The sequence below is a fragment of the Phycicoccus sp. Soil748 genome, assembly GCF_001428025.1.
GTDB lineage: Bacteria > Actinomycetota > Actinomycetes > Actinomycetales > Dermatophilaceae > Pedococcus.
Genome location: NZ_LMSC01000007.1, coordinates 636,839 through 663,342 on the forward strand (window position 1 = coordinate 636,839; position 26,504 = coordinate 663,342).

22 protein-coding genes, 1 pseudogene and 1 riboswitch are annotated in these 26,504 nt (G+C 72.6%); of the genes and pseudogenes, 11 read left to right on the forward strand and 12 right to left on the reverse strand.

Features of this window, described 5'->3' with window-relative positions; translation table 11 throughout:
- On the forward strand, positions 1-820 hold an 820-nt coding region (locus ASG70_RS19955), incomplete at its 5' end, for a PLP-dependent transferase (RefSeq protein WP_235531446.1).
- 49 nt (positions 821-869) lie between these two features.
- Here the strand turns inward: ASG70_RS19955 and ASG70_RS20395 are convergent.
- Both ASG70_RS20395 and ASG70_RS10775 read right to left on the reverse strand, forming a co-directional pair.
- A complete protein-coding gene (locus ASG70_RS20395; protein ID WP_056883782.1) occupies positions 870-1,505 on the reverse strand; it encodes a hypothetical protein in 636 nt (211 codons plus the stop codon).
- Entirely contained in the window at positions 1,502-2,239 is a 738-nt protein-coding gene (locus ASG70_RS10775; RefSeq protein WP_200949242.1) for a metalloregulator ArsR/SmtB family transcription factor, read from the reverse strand. Before ASG70_RS10775 ends, ASG70_RS20395 begins: the two co-directional genes overlap by 4 nt.
- A 64-nt stretch (positions 2,240-2,303) precedes the next feature.
- Between ASG70_RS10775 and ASG70_RS20400 the strand changes: the two genes are divergently transcribed.
- A complete protein-coding gene (locus ASG70_RS20400; RefSeq protein WP_056883784.1) occupies positions 2,304-3,134 on the forward strand; it encodes a DUF2249 domain-containing protein in 831 nt (276 codons plus the stop codon).
- Between the two features lie 177 nt (positions 3,135-3,311).
- On the opposite strand, the gene ASG70_RS10785 is transcribed toward ASG70_RS20400, so the two are convergent.
- The 3 genes from ASG70_RS10785 to ASG70_RS10795 all read right to left on the reverse strand — a co-directional run bounded on the left by ASG70_RS10785 (position 3,312) and on the right by ASG70_RS10795 (position 6,539).
- Complete coding sequence (locus ASG70_RS10785; protein ID WP_056883785.1) at positions 3,312-4,379, reverse strand: ScyD/ScyE family protein; 1,068 nt, start codon at positions 4,377-4,379, stop codon at positions 3,312-3,314.
- 198 nt (positions 4,380-4,577) lie between these two features.
- On the reverse strand, positions 4,578-5,864 hold the full coding sequence (locus ASG70_RS10790) for a hypothetical protein (RefSeq protein WP_056883786.1): 1,287 nt from the start codon (positions 5,862-5,864) through the stop codon (positions 4,578-4,580).
- 3 nt (positions 5,865-5,867) lie between these two features.
- Positions 5,868-6,539, reverse strand: coding sequence for a bifunctional 2-polyprenyl-6-hydroxyphenol methylase/3-demethylubiquinol 3-O-methyltransferase UbiG (locus ASG70_RS10795; protein WP_056883787.1), 672 nt, complete (start codon positions 6,537-6,539; stop codon positions 5,868-5,870).
- A gap of 331 nt (positions 6,540-6,870) precedes the next feature.
- Here ASG70_RS10795 and hrpA point away from each other — a divergent pair, with 331 nt between their 5' ends.
- Entirely contained in the window at positions 6,871-10,686 is a 3,816-nt protein-coding gene (gene hrpA, locus ASG70_RS10800; protein ID WP_056883788.1) for an ATP-dependent RNA helicase HrpA, read from the forward strand.
- 82 nt (positions 10,687-10,768) lie between these two features.
- On the opposite strand, the gene ASG70_RS10805 is transcribed toward hrpA, so the two are convergent.
- Positions 10,769-12,322, reverse strand: coding sequence for an MFS transporter (locus ASG70_RS10805; protein WP_056883789.1), 1,554 nt, complete (start codon positions 12,320-12,322; stop codon positions 10,769-10,771).
- An 84-nt stretch (positions 12,323-12,406) separates the two neighbouring features.
- On the reverse strand, positions 12,407-13,042 hold the full coding sequence (locus tag ASG70_RS10810; protein WP_056883790.1) for a TetR/AcrR family transcriptional regulator: 636 nt from the start codon (positions 13,040-13,042) through the stop codon (positions 12,407-12,409).
- A gap of 183 nt (positions 13,043-13,225) precedes the next feature.
- Here ASG70_RS10810 and ASG70_RS10815 point away from each other — a divergent pair, with 183 nt between their 5' ends.
- Positions 13,226-14,167: a PAC2 family protein gene (locus tag ASG70_RS10815; RefSeq protein WP_056883791.1), complete on the forward strand. Its 942-nt coding sequence runs from the start codon at positions 13,226-13,228 to the stop codon at positions 14,165-14,167.
- 70 nt (positions 14,168-14,237) lie between these two features.
- Here the strand turns inward: ASG70_RS10815 and ASG70_RS10820 are convergent, their stop codons facing one another.
- From ASG70_RS10820 to ASG70_RS10825, 3 genes and pseudogenes are all read right to left on the reverse strand, one after another.
- Positions 14,238-15,041 carry a DUF1206 domain-containing protein gene (locus ASG70_RS10820; RefSeq protein ID WP_082590481.1) on the reverse strand — a complete coding sequence of 268 codons (804 nt, stop codon included), beginning with the start codon at positions 15,039-15,041 and terminating at the stop codon, positions 14,238-14,240.
- A 148-nt stretch (positions 15,042-15,189) separates the two neighbouring features.
- Entirely contained in the window at positions 15,190-15,306 is a 117-nt protein-coding gene (locus ASG70_RS19975; protein ID WP_235531479.1) for a hypothetical protein, read from the reverse strand.
- A gap of 1 nt (position 15,307) precedes the next feature.
- Positions 15,308-16,866 (reverse strand): annotated as a pseudogene (locus ASG70_RS10825) (DNA polymerase); the annotation flags it as partial.
- Between the two features lie 218 nt (positions 16,867-17,084).
- Here ASG70_RS10825 and ASG70_RS10830 point away from each other — a divergent pair.
- On the forward strand, positions 17,085-18,599 hold the full coding sequence (locus tag ASG70_RS10830; protein WP_056883793.1) for a S8 family serine peptidase: 1,515 nt from the start codon (positions 17,085-17,087) through the stop codon (positions 18,597-18,599).
- 118 nt (positions 18,600-18,717) lie between these two features.
- Here ASG70_RS10830 and ASG70_RS10835 read toward each other — a convergent pair whose 3' ends face one another.
- Entirely contained in the window at positions 18,718-19,182 is a 465-nt protein-coding gene (locus tag ASG70_RS10835; RefSeq protein WP_056883794.1) for a SufE family protein, read from the reverse strand.
- Positions 19,179-20,090, reverse strand: coding sequence for a sulfurtransferase (locus ASG70_RS10840; protein ID WP_056883795.1), 912 nt, complete (start codon positions 20,088-20,090; stop codon positions 19,179-19,181). The genes ASG70_RS10835 and ASG70_RS10840 overlap by 4 nt, the downstream gene beginning before the upstream one ends.
- A gap of 100 nt (positions 20,091-20,190) precedes the next feature.
- Between ASG70_RS10840 and ASG70_RS10845 the strand changes: the two genes are divergently transcribed.
- From ASG70_RS10845 to ASG70_RS10870, 6 genes are all read left to right on the forward strand, one after another.
- Complete coding sequence (locus ASG70_RS10845; RefSeq protein WP_056883796.1) at positions 20,191-20,907, forward strand: EcsC family protein; 717 nt, start codon at positions 20,191-20,193, stop codon at positions 20,905-20,907.
- Positions 20,908-21,076: 169 nt separating this feature from the next.
- Positions 21,077-21,490 (forward strand): YkvA family protein, encoded by a 414-nt coding sequence (locus tag ASG70_RS10850; protein ID WP_082590485.1) that lies wholly within the window; start codon positions 21,077-21,079, stop codon positions 21,488-21,490.
- 165 nt (positions 21,491-21,655) lie between these two features.
- On the forward strand, positions 21,656-22,762 hold the full coding sequence (locus ASG70_RS10855) for a DUF4192 domain-containing protein (RefSeq protein WP_056883797.1): 1,107 nt from the start codon (positions 21,656-21,658) through the stop codon (positions 22,760-22,762).
- 154 nt (positions 22,763-22,916) lie between these two features.
- Positions 22,917-23,027, forward strand: a riboswitch (SAM riboswitch).
- A 15-nt stretch (positions 23,028-23,042) separates the two neighbouring features.
- Positions 23,043-24,179 carry a homoserine O-acetyltransferase gene (locus ASG70_RS10860; RefSeq protein WP_056883798.1) on the forward strand — a complete coding sequence of 379 codons (1,137 nt, stop codon included), beginning with the start codon at positions 23,043-23,045 and terminating at the stop codon, positions 24,177-24,179.
- 70 nt (positions 24,180-24,249) lie between these two features.
- Positions 24,250-24,651, forward strand: a complete 402-nt coding sequence (locus ASG70_RS10865) for a universal stress protein (RefSeq protein ID WP_056883799.1) — start codon at positions 24,250-24,252, stop codon at positions 24,649-24,651.
- Positions 24,652-24,849: 198 nt separating this feature from the next.
- Positions 24,850-26,481, forward strand: coding sequence for an RNA polymerase sigma factor (locus tag ASG70_RS10870; protein ID WP_369818897.1), 1,632 nt, complete (start codon positions 24,850-24,852; stop codon positions 26,479-26,481).
- The last annotated feature ends 23 nt before the right edge of the window (positions 26,482-26,504 follow it).

A 26,504-nucleotide genomic window follows, 5' to 3' on the forward strand; every position in this document is an offset into this window, starting at 1 on the left:
CATCGAGGGTGTCGCGGCGGTGGCCCACGAGGCCGGGGTGCCGCTCGTCGTCGACAACACCATCGCGACGCCCTACCTCATCCGCCCGCTCGAGTGGGGCGCCGACGTCGTCGTCCACTCGGCGACGAAGTACCTCGGGGGACACGGCACGTCGATCGCCGGCGTCATCGTCGACGGCGGCACCTTCGACTACGCCGCCGACCGGGAGAAGTTCCCCAACTACAACACCCCCGAGGAGAGCTACCACGGGCTCGTGTTCGCCCGGGACCTCGGCGTCGGCAGCCCGCTCGGGGCGAACCTCGCGTTCATCCTCAAGGCCCGCGTGCAGCTGCTGCGCGACCTCGGGCCCGCGGTCGCGCCGTTCAACGCGTTCCTCATCGCCCAGGGCATCGAGACCCTCAGCCTGCGGCTGGACCGCCACCTCGAGAACACGCACAAGGTCGCCGCGTTCCTCCAGGCGCACGACCAGGTCGAGAAGGTCGTGTGGGCCTCGCTGCCCGACCACGAGTCCTACGAGAAGGCGAAGAAGTACACCCCGCGCGGTGCCGGTGCGGTGCTGGCCTTCGAGATCGCCGGTGGGGTCGAGGCCGGCCGCCGCTTCGTCGAGGCGCTCGACCTGCACAGCCACGTCGCCAACATCGGCGACGTGCGCTCCCTGGCCATCCACCCCGCCTCGACGACGCACTCGCAGGGCCCTGACAGCGACCGCCTGGCGGCGGGGGTCACGCCCGGGCTGGTGCGGCTCGCCGTCGGCATCGAGCACAGTGACGACATCCTCGCCGACCTCGAGCGGGGCTTCATCGCCGCGAAGGGCGCCTGACAGCCCGTCCCGGGGAGTCGCCAGTCCACCTGCGCGGCGCCCGCGGCCCCTACCCGGTCACCCGGAGGAGGCCGTGGGCGCCGCGCTCGGCGTCGACCATGACGTGCGACAGGAAGGGGTAGTGGCCGGCCTGGGAGAACGTCAGCTCCACGAATCCCCCCTGGGCGGGTTGCAGTGCCAGGGCCTGCGCACCACCGACCGTGCCCGGTGAGCCGGGCCGGGTGAGGTAGCTGCCCTCGAGGAACACCGTGTCGAACTGGGATCCCACGACGTGGAACGAGCTCGGCCGGTTGGGTCCTGCGTCGAGGACCCACACGCGCACCCGCTCGCCGACGCGTGCCGGCAGCTGGTCGTGGTCGTACTGGTTCGCGAAACCGTTGAACACCACGGCATCCGGCCGCTCGGCCGCGACCTTTGCCGGGTCGGCGGTCCCGCTCACGAGGAGGAGTCCGCCGACCCCGAGCAGGGCGGGCGCGGCATACCCGTCAGGTCGGCGCAGGGCGACAGCCCGCTCCAGCGCGACCAGGGTGCCCACGAAGCCCAGCACGAGCAACGGTCCGTGCACGACGGGGAGCCGCTGGGAGAGCGGCAGGGCCGGGGCGCCGAGCAGCCGTAGCCCGGCGTCGATCCCCAGGAGCAGGGCCAGGCCCGCCGGGAGGAGGAAGGGCAGCCGGCGCCAGCTCACGGCTGGTCGCCGCCGGTGCGGGCCGTGGCTCCGGTGAGGTGGAGGAGGCAGGCGCCGGGCTCGGCGAACGGCACGAGCGAGGTTTCGTCGCTGTGGGTGTCCCAGGTCTCGAGCGCGCCCCGCACGATGCCGAGATGCACCGAGCAGACCACCTCCGGCTCCTCGCGGGCCGCGGCGATGAGGGGACACTGGCGCAGCCGCACGGTCTGGACGCGGCTGTCGGCGGTGGGGTCGAACCCCAGGCCGGTGAGGAGGTCGACCACCTCGCGTCGCGCGCCGGCGGGGGAGGAGGGTGGAGTGCGCTCGCCGGCCAGCTGCTCGCCCCACACCCGGCCCGCCTCGACGGCGTCGTCGCGCGGGTGGAGGCTCGTGCGGGCCAGCTGCATGGCGAGGGCCGTTGCGAGACCGGCGTACTCGCGCACCACCGGCTGCTGGAGCTCGGTGGCCGCGTAGAGCCACGCGGGCCGTCCCCGGCCCAAGGACTCGGCGCGCTCGCGCGTCGCCAGGCCGGCGTCGACCAGGGCGTCAAGGTGCTCGCGCACCGTGTTGGTGTGCTGGCCCGAGCTCGCCGCCAGGGCAGCCGCCGTGACCGGATCTCGGTGCGCAGCCAGCAGCTCGAGCACCACCCCGGCGGCGCGGCTCGGAGCCGTGCCCGCAGTGGCCGACGCGGAGGCCGGACGTGGACCCAGTCCGGGGGTCGAAGAGCGTTCCTCGAGGGTGGTTGGAATATTCACGGAAATGAGTGTATTAAATAATCAGACGCCCTGCCACAGGGCAGGACCGCACCGGGAGGACATCGTGGACACCCTCGTCATCGCATCGACCGAGCAGGACGCCTCCGCCGTCGAGGCGGTCAGGACCCATCACACCGAGATGGCCGGCACGCTGACGGCGCTGGCTCGCCGGGTGGCCTCGGCCCCGGACCCCGCGACGGCGCTCGCCGCCCGCGACGACCTCGTGCAGTGGTCCGAGCACGACCTCGTGCCGCACGCCCTCGCCGAGGAGAAGGCGATGTACCCGCTGGCCCACCGCGATGAACGGGCCCGCCTGCTCATCGACGCGATGCTCGCCGAGCACCAGCTGATCCTCGGGCTCGTCGAAGGGCTGAAGGCAGCCGGGTCGCAGGTCGACGCCGCCGCCGAGGCCCGCGCGCTGGCGGTGACCTTCGAGAGCCACCTCGCCAAGGAGAACGAGCAGGTGCTGCCGCTGCTGGCCTCCACGCCGGAGGTCTCGCTCGCGGGCGCACTCGAGGGCATGCACGAGCTGCTGGGCGGGCACGACCACCACGACGACACCGGCGACCACGGGCACGGCCACGGCCAGGGGGAGGCCGCGGAGGGTGCCGGCTCGCGCGAGGGCGGCTGTGGTGGAGCGTGCTCCTGCGGCGAGACCGACGGTGCCGAGCTGCCCGAGCTCGACGCCCGGACCGTGCCGCACGCCATCCGCCACGCGACCATCTTCGGCGCCCTCGACGCCGTCCGGACCGGCTCAGGCATGGTGCTCGTCGCGCCCCACGACCCGGTGCCGTTGCTGAAGCAGCTCGAGGACCGCGCGCCGGGGGCCTTCGCCGTGGACTACCTCGAGCGCGGACCGGAGTCCTGGCGCCTGCGGTTCACCCGCGTCGCCTGACGCCTCCTGCCGAGGCCCCCGAACCGGCCGGGCATGGTCACCCCCTGGACCGTGCCCGGCCACTCGCACCCACCTCCGCGTGGGACGGTCGCAGGCGCCAGGCTGGGAAGTGGGCTGAGGCGGAGCGAAGCGAGGACCCCGGGACCGTGTCGGCCCCGGGGTCCTCGCTCTCCCGTGTCAGCGCAGCTTGACGATCGACCCGGTGCCGGTCGGCATGCCCTGGTCGTCCATCGGCGCCATCGTGGCGGCGTACAGGTGGCCGTTGCCGTACTCGACGGCGAGGGCGCCGGGCAGCTCGGCGGCCAGGCTCTTGTGCCCGTTGCGGACCGGGGTGACCTTGCCACCGAAGAGCTCGGCGACGTAGAGCGTGCCGTCCGGTCCCTGGGTCACGCTGGTCGCGCCGGCGAACCCGGTGGCCACGCGGGTGGCGTCGCCGTTCCACGGGTTCACCTTGTAGACCGAGCCGCGCGCGCCGGCCGACGGGTCCTCGGGACCGCCGGGCAGCGTCGAGACGTAGAGCATGCCGTCCCTGCCCACCTCGACGTCGGTCGGCACCGGCTCGAACTTGTAGCGCTGTCCCGCGCAGTCCGGGATGCCGTTGGCGTCGGCGAACTCCGTGCTGACGAGCAGCGGCTGGGGCGGCAGCAGCGACAGCAGCGACATGTGGCCGTTGTCGTCGACCTTGACCAGGTCGTTGCCACCGGCGTCCGCGACGACCCAGGCGCCGTTCCACCGGGTCACCGCGTAGGCGTGCGAGTCCACCCGGCCGGTGTACCCGGCGTCCTCACCGAGCGCGCCGTTGGCGCAGGACGGGTCCTTGAAGCCGTAGTGCACCTTCTGGTCGGGGTTCCGCTTGGCCTCGAAGTCGGACAGCTTGGCTACCATGGTCTTGCTCCCGCGCTTGACGGTCAGCGTGGCCGCGCCGGTGGTGTAGTCGAGCGTGGTGTAGGCCAGCGCGTTGTCGGTCTTGGCCACCCCCGACACCTCGCCGGGCATAGGCCCGGTCGCCATCGTCGTGAGGGAGCCGTCGCCGTTGACCCTCGAGACGGTGCTGGTCCCGCCGTCCGCGACGTAGAGGCGGCCGTCGTTCGTGGCCAGGTGGAACGGTGCGATGACCTCGGAGTTGAGGACCTTGGGGGTCCAGGGGGCGCGGGCTGAGCCCGCGTGGGCGGACGCGGCCGGTGCGGCGACGAGGGCAGCCGCGGACGCGACCGCGACGGCTGTGGACCAACGACTGGAGCGCATGGTGGTGGGTCTCCTCCCAGGATCAGCCCCGTGGTGCGTCACAGGGCACTGTCAGCCACGCTAGGGACGCGTCGATCCGGGCGGGTACAGCAATGGGGTGACCGGGGCACGGGCGTCGGTGGTCCACCCGACGTAGGCACCCGGCCAGGAGCAGCGGGCTCGAGCCGTGCACCCGTCCGAGTTGCGGTGGCGGCGGGGTCAGCCGCGGCCGGGGCGCGTCAGGTCGGCGTACGTCGCCCGGTCCCACGTGTGCTTGAAGTTGGGGTCGGGGTGGCGCCACCCCTCGCCGTACAGGCGCTCGAGGTAGACGAGCGGGTTGCGCGGCAGGGGCACGGGCACCCCGAGCAGGCGGCCCTCGGAGGCCGGGAACATCAGGTCCCGGTCGAGGGCGCCGCGGGTCCCGGGGTACCAGCTGATGGTGTCGCCCTCGAAGAGGCCGACGAAGACGTCGACCTGCTTGGAACCGTTGCGCCGGACCTGGCGGTGCGCGGTGAAGTTGCCGGTGACGGTGTAGCCGAGCGGGCGCAGGCACTGCTCGACCAGCGCCAGGCCCTCGCCGAGCGTCCCCGCCTCGTGCGGGTCGAACCCGATGATGATGTCGAGGTCGTCGTCGTGGGGGATGAGGTCGCCGTCGCGCACGACGCACAGGGCCGCACCGAAGCCGAAGCAGACCTGCGGCGTCAGGGAGGCCAGCGCCTCGGCGACCTTCGCGGCGAACTCGACGTAGGTGACCTTCTCGGTCTCGTCCCAGAACCGGAAGCAGCGCTGCGGGCCGTGCACGGTCCACTCGAGCTCGCGGTCGGCAAGCAGGCCCGAGGTGACGGCCGCCCGGAAGGCGCTGCGGTCCGCCGTGCTGATCTCGGTGTGGGCGTCCAGCGCCTGCCGCGCGTCGGCGTACGCGCCCTCGAAGGTCTGGGCGAGCAGGGGGAGCAGGGCGGTGATGGTGGGGTCGCCGCCGAGCTCGGTACGGTGCGTGAGCAGTCGGCGCAGCTCACCCGCGCGGGCCGCGTGGTCGTAGGCCACGAGCCAGGTGCCGCCGGTCTGCAGGAGCACGCGCAGGCCGCGGGCCCGCACCGCGGTGGGTCCGTCGACGTTGCGCAGGCGCAGGCGCTCGATGTCGATGGGGGAGTCGAAGACCAGCTCGAGCCAGGCCGGCTCGTCGGCACCGGTGTGGACGACGGTCCCGGTCGGGTGCTCGAAGTCGAGCAGCCTCTGCAGCTCGAACCGCTCGCCGTACGACTTGTACCAGGAGCTCACCTCGACGCGGGCGCGGGCAGTGCGCCCGTCGTCGGGGGCGTCGACGCCGATGCCCTGCAGGTGCAGGAACTGGCCGGGCGGCAGCTCGACCCTGATGCGTTCGACCCCGTGCCGGCGCACGGCCAGCTCGAGGACGCCGCCCGGGGCGAGGAACTCGAGGTCGGGGAAGAGGGTGCGCGCGGACAGGATGACGTCGTCCAGCGCGCCGAGGGCGCGGTCGTCGACCATGGGTCAGCGGCGGGTGAACAGCTCGCGGGCGCAGTACGCGTCGTCCTGCTTGTACTTCGCGAAGCCGAAACCCTCCGCGGCGTAGGTGACCTCGAACCCGCTGGCGAGGGCGTTGGCCTGGAAGCTCGACGGGGCGACGAAGCGGCGGTAGTGGGCGTCCGTCACCTTGGCCCCGCTCTGGTCGCGGACCGTGCGGTACTCCACGGCCAGCATGTCGCCGGGGGAGGTCAGCGCCGTCGCGAGGGCGAAGAACTCCTTCTCCTCCTCGTCGGTGATGGCGTGGACGAAGAAGCGGGCGTAGATCATCAGGGGTCGGTCCTGCCCGCCGTCGGCGCGCAGCCGGCCCGGCAGCTCCGGGTCGTCGATGCTCGACTGGAGGAAGCGGGCGTCGACACCGAGGGCCTCGGCGAGGGTCTGGCAGGCCTTGACCGCCGACTCCGACCCGTCGACACCAGTCACGTCGTGGCCGTAGGAGGCGAAGAAGATGGAGTCCCGGCCGTTGCCGCAGCCCAGCTCGACGACGCGGGACGGCCCGGAGAGCTCGCCGGCGACGAAGGTCGCGAACTGGGACGGCAGCGGCCTGGCCACCGACGAGCGCGTGGCGTAGTAGTCGTTCCAGTAGCCCGTGCGGTCGCCGGGGGCCGCTGCTGCGGTGGAGGGGTGGGAAGCAGTCATGTCGAGGAGGACCTGTCTTCGGGTGGCCGAGCGTTCACCGGGAGTTCATGTCCGGGACACCCTAGACGAACCGGCGTCGCGCGCGTGGTATCCGCGTGTCCGCGCGTGAGGGGTCGTCGTGGGCGCACCTGAGGGGACGGCTGTCGGGGTGCGTGAGGGCGGCCCCGGGCGCTCCGGTGCGCCCCCGGCCCGCACGTATGCTGACGTGGTGTCCAGCCCCGCCCCCGACTCCCCGCGGCGGAGGGGGCGCAGGAGCCGCCCCGGAGGCAGGGGCGACCACCGGGCATCCGGTCGGCCGACGAGTCGTCCCCCCAGGCGGCCGGACATCCCGGTGCCCCCGCTCAACTACCCCGAGCAGCTGCCGGTCGTCGCGCGCAAGGACGACATCGCTGCCGCCATCCGCGACCACCAGGTCGTCATCGTCGCGGGCGAGACGGGCTCGGGGAAGACCACCCAGCTGCCGAAGATCTGCCTCGAGGTCGGGCGCGGCCGGGAGGGGCTGGTCGGCCACACCCAGCCCCGGCGCATCGCGGCCCGGTCGGTAGCCGAGCGCATCGCCGAGGAGCTCGAGGTCGACCTCGGCACGGCGGTCGGCTACCAGGTGCGGTTCACCGACGAGAGCAGCGACGACACCCTCGTCAAGGTGATGACCGACGGCATCCTGCTCAACGAGATGCAGCGCGACCGGCTGCTGCGCAAGTACGACACGATCATCATCGACGAGGCGCACGAGCGCAGCCTCAACATCGACTTCATCCTCGGCTACCTCAAGCAGCTGCTCCCGCGCCGCCCCGACCTCAAGGTCGTCATCACCTCGGCCACCATCGACCCCGAGCGCTTCGCCGAGCACTTCGCCGACGCACGCACGGGGGAGCCGGCGCCGATCATCGAGGTGTCGGGGCGCACCTACCCGGTCGAGCTGCGCTACCGGCCGCTCGTCGACCCGGACCGTCCCGACGACACCGAGCGGGACCAGGTGACCGGCGTCTGCGAGGCGGTCGAGGAGCTGTGGACCGAGAACCGCGAGGGCGACATCCTCGTGTTCCTCTCCGGGGAGCGGGAGATCCGCGACACCGCCGACGCGCTGTCGTCGATGGGCCTGCCGCAGACCGAGGTCCTGCCGCTCTACGCGCGCCTGTCCGCCGCCGAGCAGCACCGCGTCTTCGGCCGAGCCACGGGCCGGCGCATCGTCCTGGCCACCAACGTCGCCGAGACGTCGCTGACCGTGCCCGGCATCCGGTACGTCGTCGACGCGGGCACGGCACGCATCTCCCGATACAGCCAGCGCACCAAGGTGCAGCGGCTGCCCATCGAGCCGGTGTCGCAGGCCAGCGCCAACCAGCGGGCCGGCCGGTGCGGGCGCGTGGCCGACGGCATCTGCATCCGCCTCTACTCGGAGGAGGACTACGACAGCCGTCCCGAGTTCACGGAGCCGGAGATCCAGCGCACGAGCCTCGCCGCCGTCATCCTGCAGATGACGTCGCTGGGGCTGGGCGACGTGTCGCGCTTCCCGTTCGTCGACGCCCCCGACCCGCGCCAGGTGGCCGACGGTGTACGGCTGCTCGAGGAGCTCCAGGCGTTCGACAGCGAGGACGGCGCCGGCGAAGGGGCGGACGGGGCCACGCGCGACCGGCCGCGGAGGGGACGTGGGCGCGGCCGTCAGCTGACGCCGTACGGCCGCTCGCTCGCCCGGCTGCCCGTGGACCCGCGGCTCGGCCGCATGCTCATCGAGGCGGGCCGCCTCGGGTGCACCCGCGAGGTGCTCGTCGTCGTCGCCGCCCTGTCGATGCAGGACCCGCGCGAGCGGCCGGCCGACAAGCAGACGCAGGCCGACCAGTCGCACGCGAGGTTCAAGGACGAGCACTCAGACTTCGTGTCGCTGCTCAACCTCTGGGGCTACCTCAAGGAGCAGCAGAAGGCGTTGTCGCACAGTGCCTTCCGCCGCATGTGCCGCACGGAGTTCCTGCACTACCTGCGGGTGCGCGAGTGGCAGGACCTGCACAGCCAGCTGCGCAAGGCGTGCCAGGACGTCGGCATCGACCCCAGGCAGGCGACGGCCGCGCCGGGGGAGGCCCCGAACGCCGACCTCGTCCACCAGGCCCTGCTCGCCGGCCTGCTGTCACACATCGGGTTGCGCGACGAGGCCAAGCGCGACTACCTGGGCGCTCGGGGCGCCCGGTTCTCCATCTCGCCGGGGTCGACCCTGTTCCGGCGGCAGCCGGCGTTCGTCATGTCGGCCGAGCTCGTGGAGACCACACGACTGTGGGCCCGCACCAACGCGCGCATCGACCCCGTGTGGGCCGAGCGGCTGGCCCCGCACCTGGTCAAGCGCACCTACTCGGAGCCGCGCTGGTCACGCAAGCAGGGGGCCGCGCAGGCGACCGAGCGCGTCACCCTGTACGGCGTGCCGCTGGTCGCTGCGCGCACCGTCAGCTACGCGCGCATCAACCCCGAGGAGTCGCGCGAGCTGTTCATCCGCCACGCGCTCGTCGAGGGCGACTGGGACACCCACCACGCCTTCTTCCGCGCCAACCAGGCTCTCCTGCAACGGTTGTCGGAGCTGGAGGAGCGCGCCCGGCGCCGCGACATCGTCGTCGACGACGAGGACCTCGTCACGTTCTACGAGCAGCGCGTGCCGGCCGAGGTCGTCTCGCAGCGGCACTTCGACCGTTGGTGGAAGGACGCCCGCAAGCAGACGCCCGACCTGCTCACCTTCACCGAGGAGCTGCTGACCCGCGACAGCGCCGACGAGGTGTCGGCCAGCGACTACCCGCGGGTGTGGCGCCAGGGCGGCCTCGAGCTCGCCGTGACCTACCAGTTCGAGCCGGGCGCAGCCGCCGACGGCGTCACCGTGCACATCCCGCTGCAGGTCCTCAACCAGGTCGTCGACGAGGGGTTCGACTGGCAGGTGCCGGGCCTGCGGGCCGACCTCGCGACGGCGCTCATCCGCGCGCTGCCCAAGGCGACCCGTCGCCACTTCGTCCCCGCGCCCGACCATGCGGCGACCGCCCTGGCCGACGTCCAGCCCGGGGGAGGGCGACGCCTCGACGAGGAGCTGGCCCGGGTGCTGCACGCGCAGACCGGCACCCGCATCCCGCCGGAGGACTGGGGCGTCGAGCGGGTCGCCGACCACCTGCGCATCACCTTCAGCGTCGAGGACGACCGCGGACGCGTCGTCGGCAGTGGCAAGGACCTAGCTGTCCTGCAGGAGCAGCTCGCCGGCCAGGTGCAGCGTCGCATGTCACGAGCCAGCGCCTCCGTGGAGCGAAAAGGGTTGGTGCGGTGGGACTTCGGGCACCTGCCGGAGACCTTCGAGGCGCGGTCCGGGGGCCAGGTCGTGCACGGCTACCCCGCGCTCGTGGACCGCGGGACGTCCGTCGACCTGCAGGTGCTGGCGGGGGAGCGGGAGGCCCACGCCGCGACGGTCCTCGGGGTGCGGCGGCTGCTGCTGCTCAACACGACCGCGCCGTGGAAGCGAGTCCTTGCCCGGCTCTCGAACACCCAGAAGCTGGTGCTCGCCGACAACCCGCACGGATCGGTGTCGGCGCTGCTCGAGGACTGCCTCGCCTGTGCCGTCGACGCGATCGTCGCCCAGCACCCAGGAGGCGCCACCGCTGTCCGCGACGAGGCGCCCTTCGAGGAGGTGCTCGCGGCGGTGCGCACCCACGTCGCCACCCGGGTGCTGCAGGTCGTGGACGAGGTGGAGCCCGTGCTCGCCGCTGCCCGCGAGGTCAGGGCCGAGCTCGCCCGGCTCACGGCACCCGCGACCACCGCGCTCACTGCGGACGTCCGGGCCCAGCTCGACAGCCTCGTCTACCCGGGCTTCGTCGCCGACACGGGCCTGGACCACCTCGGGCACCTGCGCCGCTACCTGCGCGCCATGGTGCAGCGCCTGCAGAAGTCGACGTCCTCGCCCGCGGCGCTGGCGCGCGACGCCGCCAGCCAGGAGGTCGTGGACCGCGTGGAGGTCGCGTACGCCGACCTGCTCGACTCCCTGCCGCCGGTGGACCGCCGCTCCGGCCCCGTGCGCGCCGTGGGGTGGATGGTGGAGGAGCTGCGGGTGAGTCTGTTCGCCAACGGGCTCGGCACCGCATACCCCGTGTCGGAGAAGCGGATCCGCGCCGCCATCGCGGCCCTCGACGCCTGACTCGACCCTCACAACGCGTTTGGGGGCGCCGGGGTGACGTATGGGTCACTCCGGCGCCCCCAAAGCGGGTAGGGCAGCTCGGTCAGGCGAGGTGCACGTTCTCGTGGCCCTCGGTCGACAGCTTCGCGTGCTTGACGTTGAGGAACGCGAAGGTGATCGCGGCCGCGACGAGGATCATCGAGGCGCCGACGAGGTAGGCGCGGCCCGACCCGTAGGTCTGCGCCTGCAGGCCGATGAGGGCCTTGGCCTGGCCGATCTGCTCGGGCGTCATACCACCCGCAGCGGCCTTGGCCTGCAGGGCACCGCCGAGCTCGCCGGCCCGGTCGGCCAGCGCGCTGGCGAAGACGGTGCTGAGCGTGGCCAGGCCGAGCGAGCCACCCACCTGCTGCATGGTGTTGAGCACCGCTGAGGCGACACCGGAGTCCTCCTGCGCGACTCCCGCCACCGCGGTGAGCGTCATGGGCACGAACACCAGGCCCATGCCGAACGCCATGACGACGATGAACGGCAGCAGGTGACCCGCGTAGGAGCTGTCGACCTGGAGGCGCGAGAACCCGAACATCGCGGCCGAGGCGAGCACTGCACCAGTGCCGGAGATCCAGCGGGGGTCGACGCGCGTCATCAGGGCAGAGGCGACCTGCGCGGCGATGACGATGCCGAAGGAGAACGGCAGGAACGCGAACCCGGCCTTGAGCGGCGAGTACCCGAGGACCTGCTGGATGTAGAGGCCGAGGAAGTAGAACATCGAGAACATCGCCGCGCCGACGACCAGCATGACGACGAACGACGTGCCGCGGGTGCGGTCCTGGAGGATGCGGACCGGCAGCAGCGGGTGCTCCGAGCGCGACTCGACGAGCATGAAGACCCCGAGCAGGACGACACCGGCGATGAGCGTGCCGACGGTGACCGCGTCGCTCCACGAGGTGCTCGCGGCGTGGGTCAGGCCGTAGACGAGGGAGGCGAGGCCCAGGGTGCCGGTGACGGCGCCGGGGACGTCGAGGGTGCCGCGTCCGCGCTCGGACTCCTTCAGCACGCGCGGGGCGAGGAAGACCACGAGCAGGCCGATCGGGACGTTGATGAAGAACGTCCAGCGCCAGGAGGCCTCGGTCAGGGCGCCACCGAGGATGAGGCCGATCGCGGCACCGGCACCGGACATCGCGGCATACACGCCCATGGCGCGGTTGCGCGCCTGGCCGGCCGGGAAGGTCGTGGTGATCAGGGCCAGCGCGGTCGGCGACGCGAGGGCTGCGCCGACTCCCTGGAGGGCGCGGGCGCCGAGCAGGATGGCCTCGGTCTGGGCGATGCCGCCGAGCAGGGAGGCGAGGGCGAAGACGATGACGCCGGTCATGAAGACCTTGCGACGGCCGAAGAGGTCGCCGAGGCGCCCGCCGAGCAGCAGCAGCCCGCCGAACGCGAGGGTGTAGGCGTTGACGACCCAGGACAGGTTGTCCGGGGTGAAGCCGAGGTCCTTCTGCAGGTGCGGCAGGGCGATGTTCACGATGGTGCCGTCGAGCACGACCATGAGCTGGGCGGCGCTGATGACCGTCAGGGCCAGGCCGAGGCGCTGCGGTGCCTTCGACGGCGCCGGCACGCTCTCGGGCGTCGAGGCGTGCTCGAGCGCAGAGGTGGAAGACATGGGTGTCCTAGGTGTGTGGGTGGAGCGGGATGAGTGGGGTTGGGGCCGGGTCGGGTCGTGCGGGCCCCGTACGGGTCGGGTGGTTCAGTCGCGCTGCACCGTGGCCGCGCATGCCGGGAGGACGACGCTGTCCACCAGGGTGACGAGGCGGTCCTGCGACGGGTGCGACCCCGTGAGCATCGCCTCGTGGATCGAGATGGCCGGCAGCAGGCGCGCCAGCAGGTCGAGGTCGGCCCCGGGGCCGACCTCACCGCGCTGCTGGGCAGCGCGGAAGACGTGGACGGCCGCAGCCATCTTGGGGGCGATGAGCCGCGTCATGATCGCGTCGTGGAGCTCGCGGTCGCGGTGCATCGCGTTCATCAGCGACCCGAAGACCTTGACCGGCTGGTCGTCGGCGAGACCACCCTTGGCGCAGGCCTGGGAGATGAGGTCGCCGCGCAGGGTCCCGGTGTCGGGGAAGCGGTCGGCCTCGACGCCGAGCATGAGCTCGAGGGCGTCGACGACCAGGTCGACCTTCGCAGGCCAGCGGCGGTACAGGGTCGCCTTGGACGCCTTGGCGGCACCGGCCACCGCGTCGAAGCTGAGCTTGTCGTAGCCGAGCTCGACGAGGGTCTCCAGCGTCGCCTCGAGGATCTCGCGCTCCCGCTCGCCCTCGACGCGTGGCCGAGAGCGCACGGGCTCCTCGGTCGCGGAGGAGGTGGTGGCGGAGGGGGGAGTCACGGGAGGCCTTCTGTCGATGGTACGAAACTGTTTCGTTTCATCCGAACCATACGACGCGGCCCGGCATTCCCGCAACGCAGTTCGGGACCTACCGTCCCCGGTGGATCCGGCCGCAGGAATCCCCTGTCATGCTGAGGCGTTGGGACTGTGGAACGACCGAGAACCACCACCGCTGGAGTCATCGTGCTGAACCCATCCGAGCTCTACCACTTCGAGACCGACACCGACCCGCAGGAGCTGCGCGCGTCCGTCATGCTCGTCGCGCTGGGCGGCTTCATGGACGCCGGCCACACCCAGCGCCTCCTCACCGACCACCTCCTGGCCTCGGGGGAGTCCACCGTGGTGGCGTCCTTCGACGCGGACCAGCTCGTCGACTACCGCGCCCGCCGCCCCGCGATGGTGTTCGACGCCAACCGGTGGATCAGCTACGACGACCCGTGCCTCGCCCTGCACCGGCTCACCGACCGTGACGGCACGCCGTACCTGCTCCTCACCGGTCCCGAGCCCGACTTCCAGTGGGAGCGCGTGGTCGAGGCGGTCCGCCAGCTCGTCGTGCTCCTCGGCGTCGACCTGGTCGTGTCGGCCCACGGCATCCCCATGGCCGTGCCCCACACGCGCCCCATCGGGCTCACCTCGCACGCCACCGACCCGCGGCTGGTTCCCTTCCAGGACAACCCGTTCGGCCGCGTCGAGGTCCCCGGCAGCCTGGCCTCGCTGCTGGAGCTGCGGCTCGGCGAGTCGGGTCACGACGCCCTCGGCTTCGCGGTGCACGTGCCCCACTACCTCGCCCAGGCGGAGTTCGCGGACGGTGCCGTCACCGCGCTCAACGCGGTCGTGGCGGCCACCGGCCTCGACCTGCCGACCGACGACCTCGTGGCCCAGGCGGGGCTCAACCGGGCCGAGATCGCGCGCGAGATCGAGGGGTCGGAGGAGGTCTCGCAGGTGATCGCCGCCCTCGAGCGCCAGTACGACACCTTCAGCGAGGGACGTCAGAAGCCGAGCCTGCTGGCCACCGACGTGAGCGAGCTGCCGTCGGCCGAGGAGATCGGCGCCGAGTTCGAGCAGTTCCTGCGCGACGTGTCCGACGAGGGCCCGTCGGCCGGTCCGGCTGGTCCCACCGCCTGACCCCGTCCGCACACACCGGAGCCGGGCCGCCCTGACGGGTGGCCCGGCTCCGTGTCGTGGTGGTCCCGGCTCAGACCTTGGCGTGCCTCGCCCGGGCGAAGCTGTAGAGGCCGAACGCGGCGAAGCCGAGCGCCATCACGACGAGCAGCGTCGTGCCGAACGGCTGGTCGCGCAGCGACTTCAGGGCGCCGTCGAGGCCGCTGGCCTCCTTGGCCTTCTTGTGCAGGCCCGCGGCGACGAACAGGATGCCGACGATGGCGAGGGCGACGCCCTTGGCGATGTAGCCGACCTGTCCGGCCCGGGTGGCCCAGGTGCCGGGGTGGCTCTCCAGGTCCTGCAGGAACTTCTTCTTCGCGCCCTTGTAGACGTGGTACGCACCGACACCGATGACGACGAGCCCGACGATGACCACGAGGATCCGGCCGCCCGGCTTCTGCAGCAGGCTTGCGGTGAAGTCGATGCTCTGGCTGCGGCTGTTGCTGCTCGACTTGCCGCGGGCGAAGCCGAACGCCGACCAGGCCAGCGCGAGGTAGACGACGGCCTTGCCGCCGGCCTTGGCCCGACCGCCCCAGGCGTCCGCGTCGTCACCGGGGTGGCCGACGATGGCGTCCGCGACCTGCCACAGGGCCAGCCCGACGAACCCGACGACGCCGATCCACAGGAGCGCCTTGCCGAGGCCGTTGCCCGCCAGCGAGGCCAGGGCGCCGCTCTGGTCGGCGTTCTTCCCACCCCCGCCGAACGCGACCTGCAGCGCGATCCACCCGATCAGCAGGTGGAGCAGGCCGCTCGTGGCGTAGCCGACCCGGGCGAGGCCCTCGATGGCCGGGTGGTCCGAGGCCTCCGAGGCCGCCTGCTTGACGTCGTTGCCATCCATGGGGGACACCTAACCACCAAACGGCGCAGGTCACGGCCGCTCGGCCGAAGGTCCGCACAATCCTTGCCGCCAGTCCGGCCAGCGGTGCGGCCGCCGGTCCAGGCCGTCCGGTCCAGGCCGTCCGGTCCAGGTCGTCCGGTCCAGGTCGTCAGTCCTTGGCCTCGGACCACCGGTGGATGACCGAGGCGTCGGCGACGAACCGGACCTGCGTCGAACCCGTCCACCGGCGGGCGCTGTCCTCCAGGGCGGTCGCCACCCGCCGCATNGCGTGCTCCTGCGGCACGTGGACGAGCAGCTCGTCGTGCAGGCACAGCACGATCTGCGCGCCGAGGTCGCGGGTCGTCGCGCGGACCGTCGCAGCCCAGGCCTTGAACAGCTCGGCCGCGCTGCCCTGGATGACCGCGTTGCGCGCGAACCTGCCCCGCGCCGCGTCGTACGCCGCTGCGCCCTCGGCCGGCACGTCGGCCAGGACCGTGTCGAGCCGGATGAGGCGGCCGCCATAGGTGCGCAACGGTTCTCGACGCACCCCTGCGGCATACGCCTGGTCGAGGAAGCCCATCGCGACCGGGTACGCGCGCTCGAGCCCCTTGAGCGCCTCGCCCGCGGCGCCGCTGCGCTGGCCGTACATCGCCGCGAGGACGGCGACCTTCGCGACGGGGCGCTCGACGCCGAGGGTGGCGGCCACCGGGGCGTAGAGGTCGTCGGCGCGGGTCGCGGCGGCGAACGCGCGGTCGCCGGCGACGACGGCGAGCACCCGTGGCTCGATCTGGCCGAGGTCGGCGCGGACGAGGACGTGACCCGGGTGGGCGGCCACCGCCGGCCGCAGCGCCGTAGGGAGGTTGTGCAGCCCGTTCTGCGCCGTCATGCGTCCGGCGGCACCGTCGCAGGCCGACCAGCCGCCGCGGAGCCGGTCGTCGGGACCGACGTGGGCGTCGAGCCAGTGGTGGCCGTAGGTCGTCGCGATGCGCTCGGCCTTGCGCCACTCGAGCAGGGCCCCGACGACGGGGTGGGTGTCGCGGAACGGCTCGAGCACCCACTTGCGCGTGTTGGGGACGACGACGCCGACCGAGGCCAGGAGCTCGCGGACCTGCACCGGGTTGCGCAGGTCGGTGGACCCTCGTCCCGGCGTGTGCGCCAGGACGGCGGCGTCACGCTCGGCGCGGATCCGCCTGGCGTCCGCCTCGTCGACGGGGCGGCGCCCCGCGCTCGCGGTGATGAGCTGCTCGGCTGCCGCCCGGTCGATGGGCAGCCCGTCCCTCTCCAGCTCCACGCAGAGGTAGGCCGCGGCGGACTCCGAGTGGGCCGCGGCGAGGCTGCGCGGCCCCACGTCCGAGAGTGCGGCCGCCTGCGCCACGGCACAGTCGAGGGCCGCCTGTCCCCAGGCCAGGAGCGCGTCGTCGGTGGGGCGCCAGGACGTGGTGCCGGCGTCCGCGACGAGGTAGCCGTCCGGCCGGACGACGGCGTCGCCGGGCGCGTCGTCCGCGGCGTGGAAGTCGAAGAGGTCGCCCCGCGACGGAGCCGGTATCCCGCCGGGGTCGAGCCCCTGCGCCGTGGCCCACGCGAGCGGCGGGGCAGCCTCCCACCCGCCGGCGAGCAGGCGGTGGGCCTCGGCGACGTCCCAGCACCGGGCGACCGGCACCCCCGCGGCGACCAGGGCCACCGCGTCCCGCGCCGCCGCCCACCACACCAGCCGCGCACCGGAGGCGGCGAGCGCGCCCGCCCTCGCGACGGCCTGCTGCGTCGGCAGGCACTCGCGGACCCCGTCACCCACGACGGCGGTCCGGCCGTCCGGGGCCGCGACGACGGCGACAAGGGGCTGTGGCATGGCAGGGCCATCCTGTCAGGCGGTCCCGACGGGCCGCCGTCCCGTACGCGGTCATGACGGCTCGCCGTCCGCGTCCCGGCGCGTCCCGGGCCCCGGCGCGGGCAGTGAACAAGTGAAGGGTCGCCAAGGCCCCCTTGGCCGACGGGATCGGGCACAGTGCCAAGACGTGCCCCACCGCAGGGTACTGGCAGCAAACCCCCACACCAGGAGGACAAACCATGACCTATCGCCCCCACCGCCTGCGCGGCGTGGCGTTCGCCGCGTCGGGCGCCCTGCTCGCGGCCACGATGATGGTCGCCGGGACGGCGGCCGCGTCGACGACCGCCCAGGACGCCTCGACCCCCGTGCCGGTGTCGACCCCCGACGGCTACCTCGTGAGCTACGTCGTCAACGCCAAGGTCGCCAACCCCGGCCAGACCCGCCTCGTCGAGCGCGCCGTGCAGGCCTCCGGTGGGGTGGTGGTGCAGTCGTGGCCCGAGATCGGCGTGGTCGTGGCCCACTCCGACCGCCAGGCCTTCCGCGCCGACGTGGTCAGGAACGGCGGCAACGCCGTCGAGTCCGTGGGAGCGACCCGCACCGCCGCCGTCAGCGAGGGCACGCCCACCGACCTCAGCTCGTCCTGGGGCAGGGGCGCCTCCGGCTACCAGAAGGGGCACGCCAAGCCCGCGAACGGTGACCTCTCCACCGGCGACGCCCGCCTCGACGCCGTGGTCGCCGACCCGCGCGAGGGCGAGCAGTGGGACAACGCCCAGATCAAGGCCGACCAGGCCCACCGCGTCACCGACGGGTCGCGGGACGTCCTCGTCGGCGTGCTCGACAGCGGCATCGAGGCCAGCCACCCCGACCTCGCCGCCAACGTCGACGCCGCCGACTCGGTCAACTGCACCGCCGCCGGCCGTCCCGACCTGACGGCGGGCGCCTGGTACCCCACCACCTCGGGGCACGGCACCCACGTCGCCGGCACCATCGCCGCGGCCCGCAACGGCGTCGGCATCGTCGGGGTCGCCCCGAACGTGCGCCTCGCCTCGGTCAAGGTCGTCAACGACAACGGCTTCATCTACCCGGAGTACGCCATCTGCGGCTTCGTGTGGGCCGGCCTGCACAAGATGGACGTGACCAACAACAGCTACTACATCGACCCGATGGAGTTCTGGTGCGACGACCAGCCCGACCAGGCTGCGGTGCGCACCTCGGTCGAGCGGGCCGTGAGCTGGTCCACCAAGCAGGGTGTCGTGCACGCCGCGGCCGCCGGCAACTCCGCCAAGGACCTGGCCAACAAGGCGACCGACACCGCGAGCCCCAACGACACCACGCCGATCGCGCGCTCGATCAACAACGGCTGCAAGGACATCCCGACCGAGCTGCCGGGTGTCGTGACGGTCTCGGCCACGACGCAGTCCACCTCGTTGGCGTCGTTCTCCAACCGCGGTCTCGGCGTGATCGACGTGGCTGCCCCGGGCCGGTCGATCCTGTCGACCTACCCGGGCGGCACCTACGCCAAGCTCAGCGGGACCTCGATGGCCTCGCCGCACGTCGCGGGGGTCCTGGCCCTGATGAAGTCGTCGCACCCGTCGTGGACGCCGGCCCAGCTCATCGACGCCCTGCGCGCCCAGGCCGACGACCACGCCTGCGCACCGGCCGAGAACAACGGCGGCCCGGCCTGCACCGGCCCCGTCACGGACAACAGCTACTACGGCGAGGGCATCGTCGACGCCCTCGACGCGGTGGGCTGAGCTCCCGGATCGTCACCCCGTAGGACGCGAAGCCGCGGTCCCCGAGAGGGGGCCGCGGCTTCGTGGTGCCCGGGCGCCGTATCCATAAGTGGGAGCGGTCAGCGAGCGAGAAGTGTTGCTACGACTGCGACTTCAGCGCAACCTGGCGCTTGATCCGGTTGAGCATCCCCACCATGCCGCGCAGACGCAGCGGCGAGACCGCCTCGCCGAGGGAGAACTGGTACGGCGCGACCTCGGGTACCGCGAGCACCTCCTCGACGGTCAGCCCGTCGAGCCCCTCGTGCAGGATGCCCGCGAAGCCGCGCGTGGTGGGTGCCTCCGGCGGCGCGGAGAAGAAGAGGTGCACCGGGCGTCGACCCGGCTCGTCGGCGGGCTCGTCGGCGACCTCGACGGCCAGGAAGATGGGCGACTGGCACTCGTGCACCTGCTCCATCGCGTCGAGCGACCCGGCATACCGCTCCGGCAGCTCGGGGAGGCCCTCGCTGAACTCGAGCAGCAGCTGCAGCCGCTCGGGGGCGGTCAGCTCGGCGAAGTCGTCGGCGATCTCGCGCAGCGCGGCCGGCAGCTCGACGGTGTCGGTCACTTCGGGGCTCCCTGCTCGACCGGCACGCGCACCGAGTTGCCCCACTCGGTCCACGACCCGTCGTAGTTGCGGACGTCCTTGAACCCGAGCAGGTGGGTGAGGACGAACCAGGTGTGCGACGAGCGCTCACCGATGCGGCAGTAGGCGATCGTGGCGTCAGAGGGGGTCAGGCCCTGCTCGGTGAGGTAGATGGCCTCGAGGTCCTCGCGGGACTTGAAGGTGCCGTCGTCGTTGGCCGCGCGGGCCCACGGGACCGACCGGGCGCCGGGGATGTGGCCGCCACGCATCGCCCCCTCCTGCGGGTAGTCGGGCATGTGCAGCAGCTCACCGCTGTACTCGCCGGGGGAGCGGACGTCGACGAGCGCGCCGCCGAGGTGGGCGAGGACGTCCTCCTTGAAGGCCCGGATGGGGGCGTCGTCGCGCTCGACGACCGGGTAGGGAGCGCGGGCGGAGGTGTCGACCGCCGGCACCTCCCTGGTCAGCTCGCGGCCCTCGGCGACCCACTTGGCGCGGCCGCCGTCGAGCAGGCGCACGTCCTCGTGGCCGAACAGGCTCATCACCCACAGGGCGTAGGCGGCCCACCAGTTGTTCTTGTCGCCGTAGATGACCACGGTGGTGTCGCGGCCGACGCCGCGGGCGGTCATCACGGCGGCGAACTGCTCGGGGTCGGCGTAGTCGCGGACCACCGCGTCGTTGAGGTCCTGGTGCCAGTCGAGCTTGAGGGCCCCGGGGATGTGCCCGGTGTCGTAGAGCAGGACGTCCTCGTCGGACTCGAGCACGACGATGCCGTCGGGGGCACCGACACGGTCCGCCTCGATCTGGCCCGCGAGCCACTCGGTCGACACCAGGCGCTCGGGGTGCGCGTAGCCGTCGGAGGAGCTGGTGGTCGGGTCGGTGTGCTCAGCCATGCACCCAAGGCTAAACCTGCTGGTCACGCCCCCCTCTGGCAGGATGGCGCGGGAGGGTGGCCGGCCGGTCGCCCCGGGCGACGACGGCAGGGAGAGACGCGTGGGTTTCCTCGGGTTGGGCACGGACGACGCGCAGGTCAAGCCGGCCTCGGCGCTCGAGCAGGCCAGGGCGGGACGCGAGGACACCGGCGTGATCTCCGGCGCCGTCACGGGCCTCGTGGAGCAGCTGCTCGACCTCGGGATCGACGGCAAGGGCCCCTTCGACTCGGCCCAGAAGGTCGCCGACGTCAAGCGCGCCGAGCGGCCCGACGCGGAGAACGCCGTCGATGCCGTCGTCCAGGCCCACCTCAAGCTCGCTGCCGCCGGTGGCTTCGTCACAGGGCTCGGCGGGTTCATCACGCTGCCGGTCGCGCTGCCGGTCAACGTCCTCGAGTTCTACGTCGTCGCGACGCGCACGGTGGCGGCGATCGCCTCGTTGCGCGGCTACGACATCAAGCAGCCCGAGATCCGCTCGGCGGTCCTGCTCACCCTCGTCGGCGCCGACGCCGACGACCTGCTCAAGAAGGCCGGGGTGATGAGCACGGGGCGGTTGTCCAACCTCGCGGCCCAGCGCCTGCCCGGGCCGGCGCTCATGGTCGTCAACAAGGCCGTCGGCTTCCGGCTGCTGTCGACCGCGGGCAAGAAGACGCTCACGCGGTTCGGCAAGGGCGTGCCGGTCATCGGCGGTGTCGTCGGTGCAGGCCTCGACACCTACCTGCTCAAGCGGATCGCCGACCACGCCCGGCACGAGTTCCCGCCCCGCGCGACCGGGTACTGACCCGCCGGGCGAACGGAGACCCGCGGCCGGACCGCTCGCGCCGCGGTGGGAACCCGGCAACCGGGCAACCGGGGAACCGGGGAACCGCGGGAATCGCCGGGACGTCCACGTCGTTGGAACCCTGTTCGGGTGCACCCGCACCCGCACCACCGGAACTGAGGAGACGACCATGGCCGTGAACCGCTGGGGAGCCCTGCGCACCATCGCCTCGGCCCTGCGCACCGCGCTGCGCCCGGGCACCCCGTCGATGGGGGAGCGCGCGGCCAGCGTGCCGCGCCTGCTGCGCGCCACCTTCCGCGGCGAGTACACAGGGACCACCCGCGGGCGCCTGCTGATGATCGCCGCCGCCGTCGCGTACGTGGTGTCGCCCATCGACGTCGTGCCCGAGGCGTTCCTGTCCGTGCTCGGCCTGGCCGATGACGCGGTCGTGGCTTCGTGGATCGCCGCCGCCCTCGTCAACGAGACCGAGTCGTTCCTGCGCTGGGAGCGGACCGGAAGCCCCCTCTCCTCCGATTCCTTCGGCGGCTCGAGGGGCCGGCGGCGTGGGGCCGGGCGCACCGTGCCCGGCCACGTCGTGCGCTGAGTCCAGCCGCGTCCCTGAGTCCAGCCGCGTCGTGCGCTGAGTCCAGCCGCGTCGTGCGCTGACAGCATGCGCGGGTTGTCCACAGAGGCGCCGGCTCGCTGGGCTGGTCCACAGCCCTGAGCCAGGGGTCTCGTCCACCGCCACCGGAGTCGCGACGGTGGCTGCATGGAACCCATCAGGCTCGCTGGCCCCGCCGACGTCCTCGCCGTGCTGCCCTACCAGCTCGGCTACCACCCGAGCGACTCGTTGGTCCTCTGCGCACTGAGGGGCGGGCGCTTCGGGATGATCGAGCGGATCGACCTGCCGCCTCCCGAGCACCTCGACGAGGCGTGCACCTCGGTGGTGGCGCCCATGGTCCGCGAGGACCCGGACGGCGTGCTGCTGGTGGGCTACGAGACCGAGCATGGTGCCTCGAGGGCGTTGTCCGACGCGGTGCGTGACGCCTTGGGCGACGCCGGCATCAGCGTCATCGACCGGATGGTGGTCCGCGACGGGTGCTGGTCCGCGCCGGACTGCCGTTCGGGGTGCTGCCCCGGGGACGACGAGGCGCAGCCGGTGCCGCGCGACGTCCCGGCGCTCGCGGACTTCGTGGGACTGGAGGTGGCGCCGTTGAGCGCCCGGGACGACCTGGCGGCCCTGGTGCGCGGCGACGGCCACCTCGTGCCCGAGGTCGCAGCCCTGGTCGCTGACGCGGAGGGTGAGCGCGCCGCGGCCAGGCCGGACGGGCTCGGGCCGCGGGCAGTGGCCGTGCACCGACTTCGCCGACTCTCCACCTGGGCGGTCGTCCTCGACGTCGGGGTGGGAGCCAGAGCGGTGGAGTCGCTCACGGCGCGGGAGGTCGCCGACCTCGTCGACAGCCTGCTCGACGTCGGGCTGAGGGATGCCGTCATCGCCTGGCTCTGTCCGGGGACCCTCCCGCTCGAGCTGCTCCCGGACGACCTCGCCGACGCGGTGGCCACCAGCCTTCCTGCGCCGGTGTGGGCCGACCGTGCGGGCGGCGACGGCGCGTCGGTGGTCGCGGGCCGGCGGCTGCTGGCGCGGCTGCAGTGGGTGGTGCGATCGGTGCCCGACGACCTCGCCGCGCCGGTGCTGACGGTCCTGGCCAACTACGCGTGGTGGCTCGGCGACGGCGCGCTGACCCGGGTGGCGCTCGACCGGGCGCTGGAGCACGAGCCCGGCTACCGTCTCGCGCGGCTGCTCGAACGGATGGTCGACCTCGGGCTGCGCTCGCCGACGGAACCGGTGGGGCCGTCGACGGGCGTGCCCGCCTGACGGGGTGGTCCGGGTCTCGGTCGGCGTCCAGGGGGGCCACCAGGGGGTGTCCTGAGGTGGGCCTCAGGACAGGTCAGAGAGAGGCGCTCCAGAGGAGCGGTCCAGTGTCCGGACGCGCCGGACGCCCGGGGGAGCGGCTCGTATGATGGGCCCAGGTGATGAGTCCCAGTGCCAAGCCCCGGCTTGCTGGGCGGCAACCCTCCTCGCGGTGGGGTGCCCCGGGTGAGGACCTGGCCGACCCTGTTCTGGGCGGCAAGCGCGATGCCCCAGGAGCACCACCATGACGACGACCTCCCGTCCGCCGACGACCTCTGGCGCCTGGCGACAGGGCGACCCTCCGGGACGGCGCCAGTTCGTCGGCCTGGGGGCGGTCGAGCTCGAGCGCGGCGGGGTGCTGCCCGACGTCACCGTGGCCTACGAGACGTGGGGCGAGCTCAACGCCGCCGGTGACAACGCCATCCTCGTCGAGCACGCGCTCACCGGCGACGCGCACGTCGTCGGCGAGGCGGGTCCGGGCCACCCGACGCCGGGGTGGTGGGACGGCCTGGTCGGGCCGGGGCGCCCGCTCGACACCGACCGGTGGTTCGTCGTCGCCTCCAACGTCCTCGGCGGCTGCCAGGGCACGACGGGTCCGTCGTCCGCGGCGCCGGACGGCCGGGCGTGGGGGAGCAGGTTCCCGTTCGTCACCGTCCGCGACCAGGTGCAGGTCGAGACCCTCCTCGCCGACCGGCTGGGTATCGAGCGGTGGCACCTCGTGCTGGGCGGATCGATGGGCGGCATGAGGGCCCTGGAGTGGGCCGTCACCCACCCCTCGCGGGTGGACCGGGCCGTGGTGCTCGCCAGCACAGCCTACGCGACTGCGGAGCAGATCGCCTGGTGCCAGGCCCAGCTGCTGGCCATCCGGTCCGACCCGCACTACCGGGGGGGCGACTACTACGACGAGCTCGCGGGCCCGGACGCCGGCCTGGGCATCGCGCGCCGGATCGCCCACGTGACCTACCGCAGCGAGCTCGAGCTGCACGAGCGGTTCGGTCGCGAGCCCCAGGGTGAGGAGGAGCCGCTGGGCGGGAGCGGGCGCTATGCCGTCGAGTCCTACCTCGACCACCACGCGGGCAAGCTCGCGGGCCGTTTCGACGCCAACTCCTACCTCGTCCTCACCGAGGCGATGAACTCACACGACGTCGGCCGTGGGCGCGGCGGCGTGGACGCCGCCCTGGCCCGCGTGACCGCCGACGTGGTCGTGGTGGCCGTCGACTCCGACCGGCTCTACCCACCGCGGCTCTCCCGGGAGATCAGCGACGGCGTCGCCGGGGCCACGCTGCACACCGTGCGGTCCGACTACGGCCACGACGGGTTCCTCATCGAGCTCGACCAGGTGGGCGCCGTCATCGAGCGCGTGCTCACCTCTCCTGCCTGACCTCGGGTTTTCCGATAGCGTCTGTGCCGCGCGGCCCCTGCCGCGGACGTCGACGAACGAGGAGGTTCCCGTGGCCATCGTTGTGGGGTATGTCCCGACGAAGGAAGGGCGTGCGGCGCTGCGGCGCGCGGCGGACGAGTCGCTGTTGCGCAAGTCCAAGCTCATCGTCATCAACTCCCAGCGTGGTGGGCGGGACTTCGACGCGCAGGAGGCGCAGCGCTTCGAGACCGAGCTGACGCGCATCCAGTCCGAGCTCGACGGCGAGGGTCTCGAGCACGAGGTGCGCCAGCTGGTGCGCGGCAACGAGCCCGCCGAGGACCTCATCGCCGTCGCCGAGGAAGAGCAGGCGGAGTTCATCGTCATCGGCCTGCGCCGGCGCACGCCGGTCGGCAAGCTCATCCTGGGCTCCAACGCGCAGCGCATCCTGCTCGACGCGTCGTGCCCCGTGCTGGCGGTCAAGGCCGACGCCTGAGCGGTTCCGCGCCGATTTCGAGCACGGATGCAAGTTTGCGGGGCATCTCGTTTTACAATGTCCGGAACGAGGTCGCGCAAGGGTCAGCAACGCGCGGTCCCGGCAATACTTCCGCTCCCGCAGTTGTTGTCCCAGGCGTGTCCGATCACGCCTGTGATGGCGTGCGCCGTGCCGCGATCCCGCGACGAAAGGTAGTCCGTGTCGCCTGTGTCCAAGAAGGCTGCGAGCCCCGCTCCGTCTCTCCCCGCCGAGTTCTCCCACCCTGCGCTGCAGCAGCTGCTCATGCAGGGCCGCACCAACGGCTCTGTCGACAGTGGTGCGCTGCGTGAGGCCCTCGAGGGCGCCGAGGTGGCTCCCAAGCGGATGAAGGCGGTCCTGCGCTCCCTGGACGAGCAGGGCATCACGGTCACCCTCGACGCCGCCACCGCCAGCCGCGCCGTCGCAGCGACCACCACGCGGCGTACCGCCACGGCCACGGCCAAGAAGGCCGCCAAGCCGGCTGCGAAGAAGGCCGCTGCGGGCACCCCGGCCGCCAACGCCGACGCGCCGACAGCCAAGACCGCTGCGAAGTCCGCCGCCAAGCCGGCCACCAAGACCGTGGCCAAGGCGACCACGACGAAGAAGGCGGCAGCTGCCGCGGCCGAGCCCGCCAAGCCCGCCACGAAGAAGGCTGCGGCCAAGGCGACCGCGGCCAAGGCCGGCCCCCAGGACGACCAGGTCAAGGGTGGGGCCGACGACGCCGACGAGGAGGACGCCGAGCCCACCGACGTCGTCGAGTCCGAGCTCGAGGACGTCGTGGTCGAGGACGAGACCGAGGACGCCACCAAGAAGGACACCGAGGAGGACGAGTCCTCCTCCGGGTTCGTGCTGCGCGACGACGACGAGGACGACGCCCCGGTCCAGCAGGTCGTGACCGCCGGCGCCACCGCCGACCCGGTCAAGGACTACCTCAAGCAGATCGGCAAGGTCGCCCTCCTCAACGCCGAGCAGGAGGTCGAGCTCGCCAAGCGCATCGAGGCCGGCCTGTTCGCCGAGGAGCGCCTCAACTCCGGCGACAAGATCGACATGAAGCTCAAGCGCGAGCTGTGGTGGATCGCCCAGGACGGCAAGAAGGCCAAGAACCACCTGCTCGAGGCCAACCTGCGCCTCGTGGTCTCCCTCGCCAAGCGCTACACCGGTCGCGGCATGCTCTTCCTCGACCTCATCCAGGAGGGCAACCTCGGCCTGATCCGTGCGGTCGAGAAGTTCGACTACACCAAGGGCTACAAGTTCTCGACGTACGCGACGTGGTGGATCCGCCAGGCGATCACCCGCGCCATGGCCGACCAGGCCCGCACCATCCGCATCCCGGTGCACATGGTCGAGGTCATCAACAAGCTGGCCCGCGTGCAGCGCCAGATGCTGCAGGACCTCGGGCGCGAGCCCACGCCGGAGGAGCTCGCCAAGGAGCTCGACATGACCCCGGAGAAGGTCGTCGAGGTCCAGAAGTACGGTCGCGAGCCCATCTCCCTGCACACGCCCCTCGGCGAGGACGGCGACAGCGAGTTCGGTGACCTCATCGAGGACTCCGAGGCCGTCGTGCCCGCCGACGCCGTGAGCTTCACGCTCCTGCAGGAGCAGCTGCACTCGGTGCTCGACACCCTCTCCGAGCGTGAGGCCGGTGTGGTCTCGATGCGCTTCGGCCTCACCGACGGACAGCCGAAGACCCTCGACGAGATCGGCAAGGTCTACGGCGTGACCCGCGAGCGGATCCGCCAGATCGAGTCCAAGACGATGAGCAAGCTGCGCCACCCGAGCCGCTCGCAGGTGCTGCGCGACTACCTCGACTGAGCCGGTCGCGCCGGGTGCCCGGC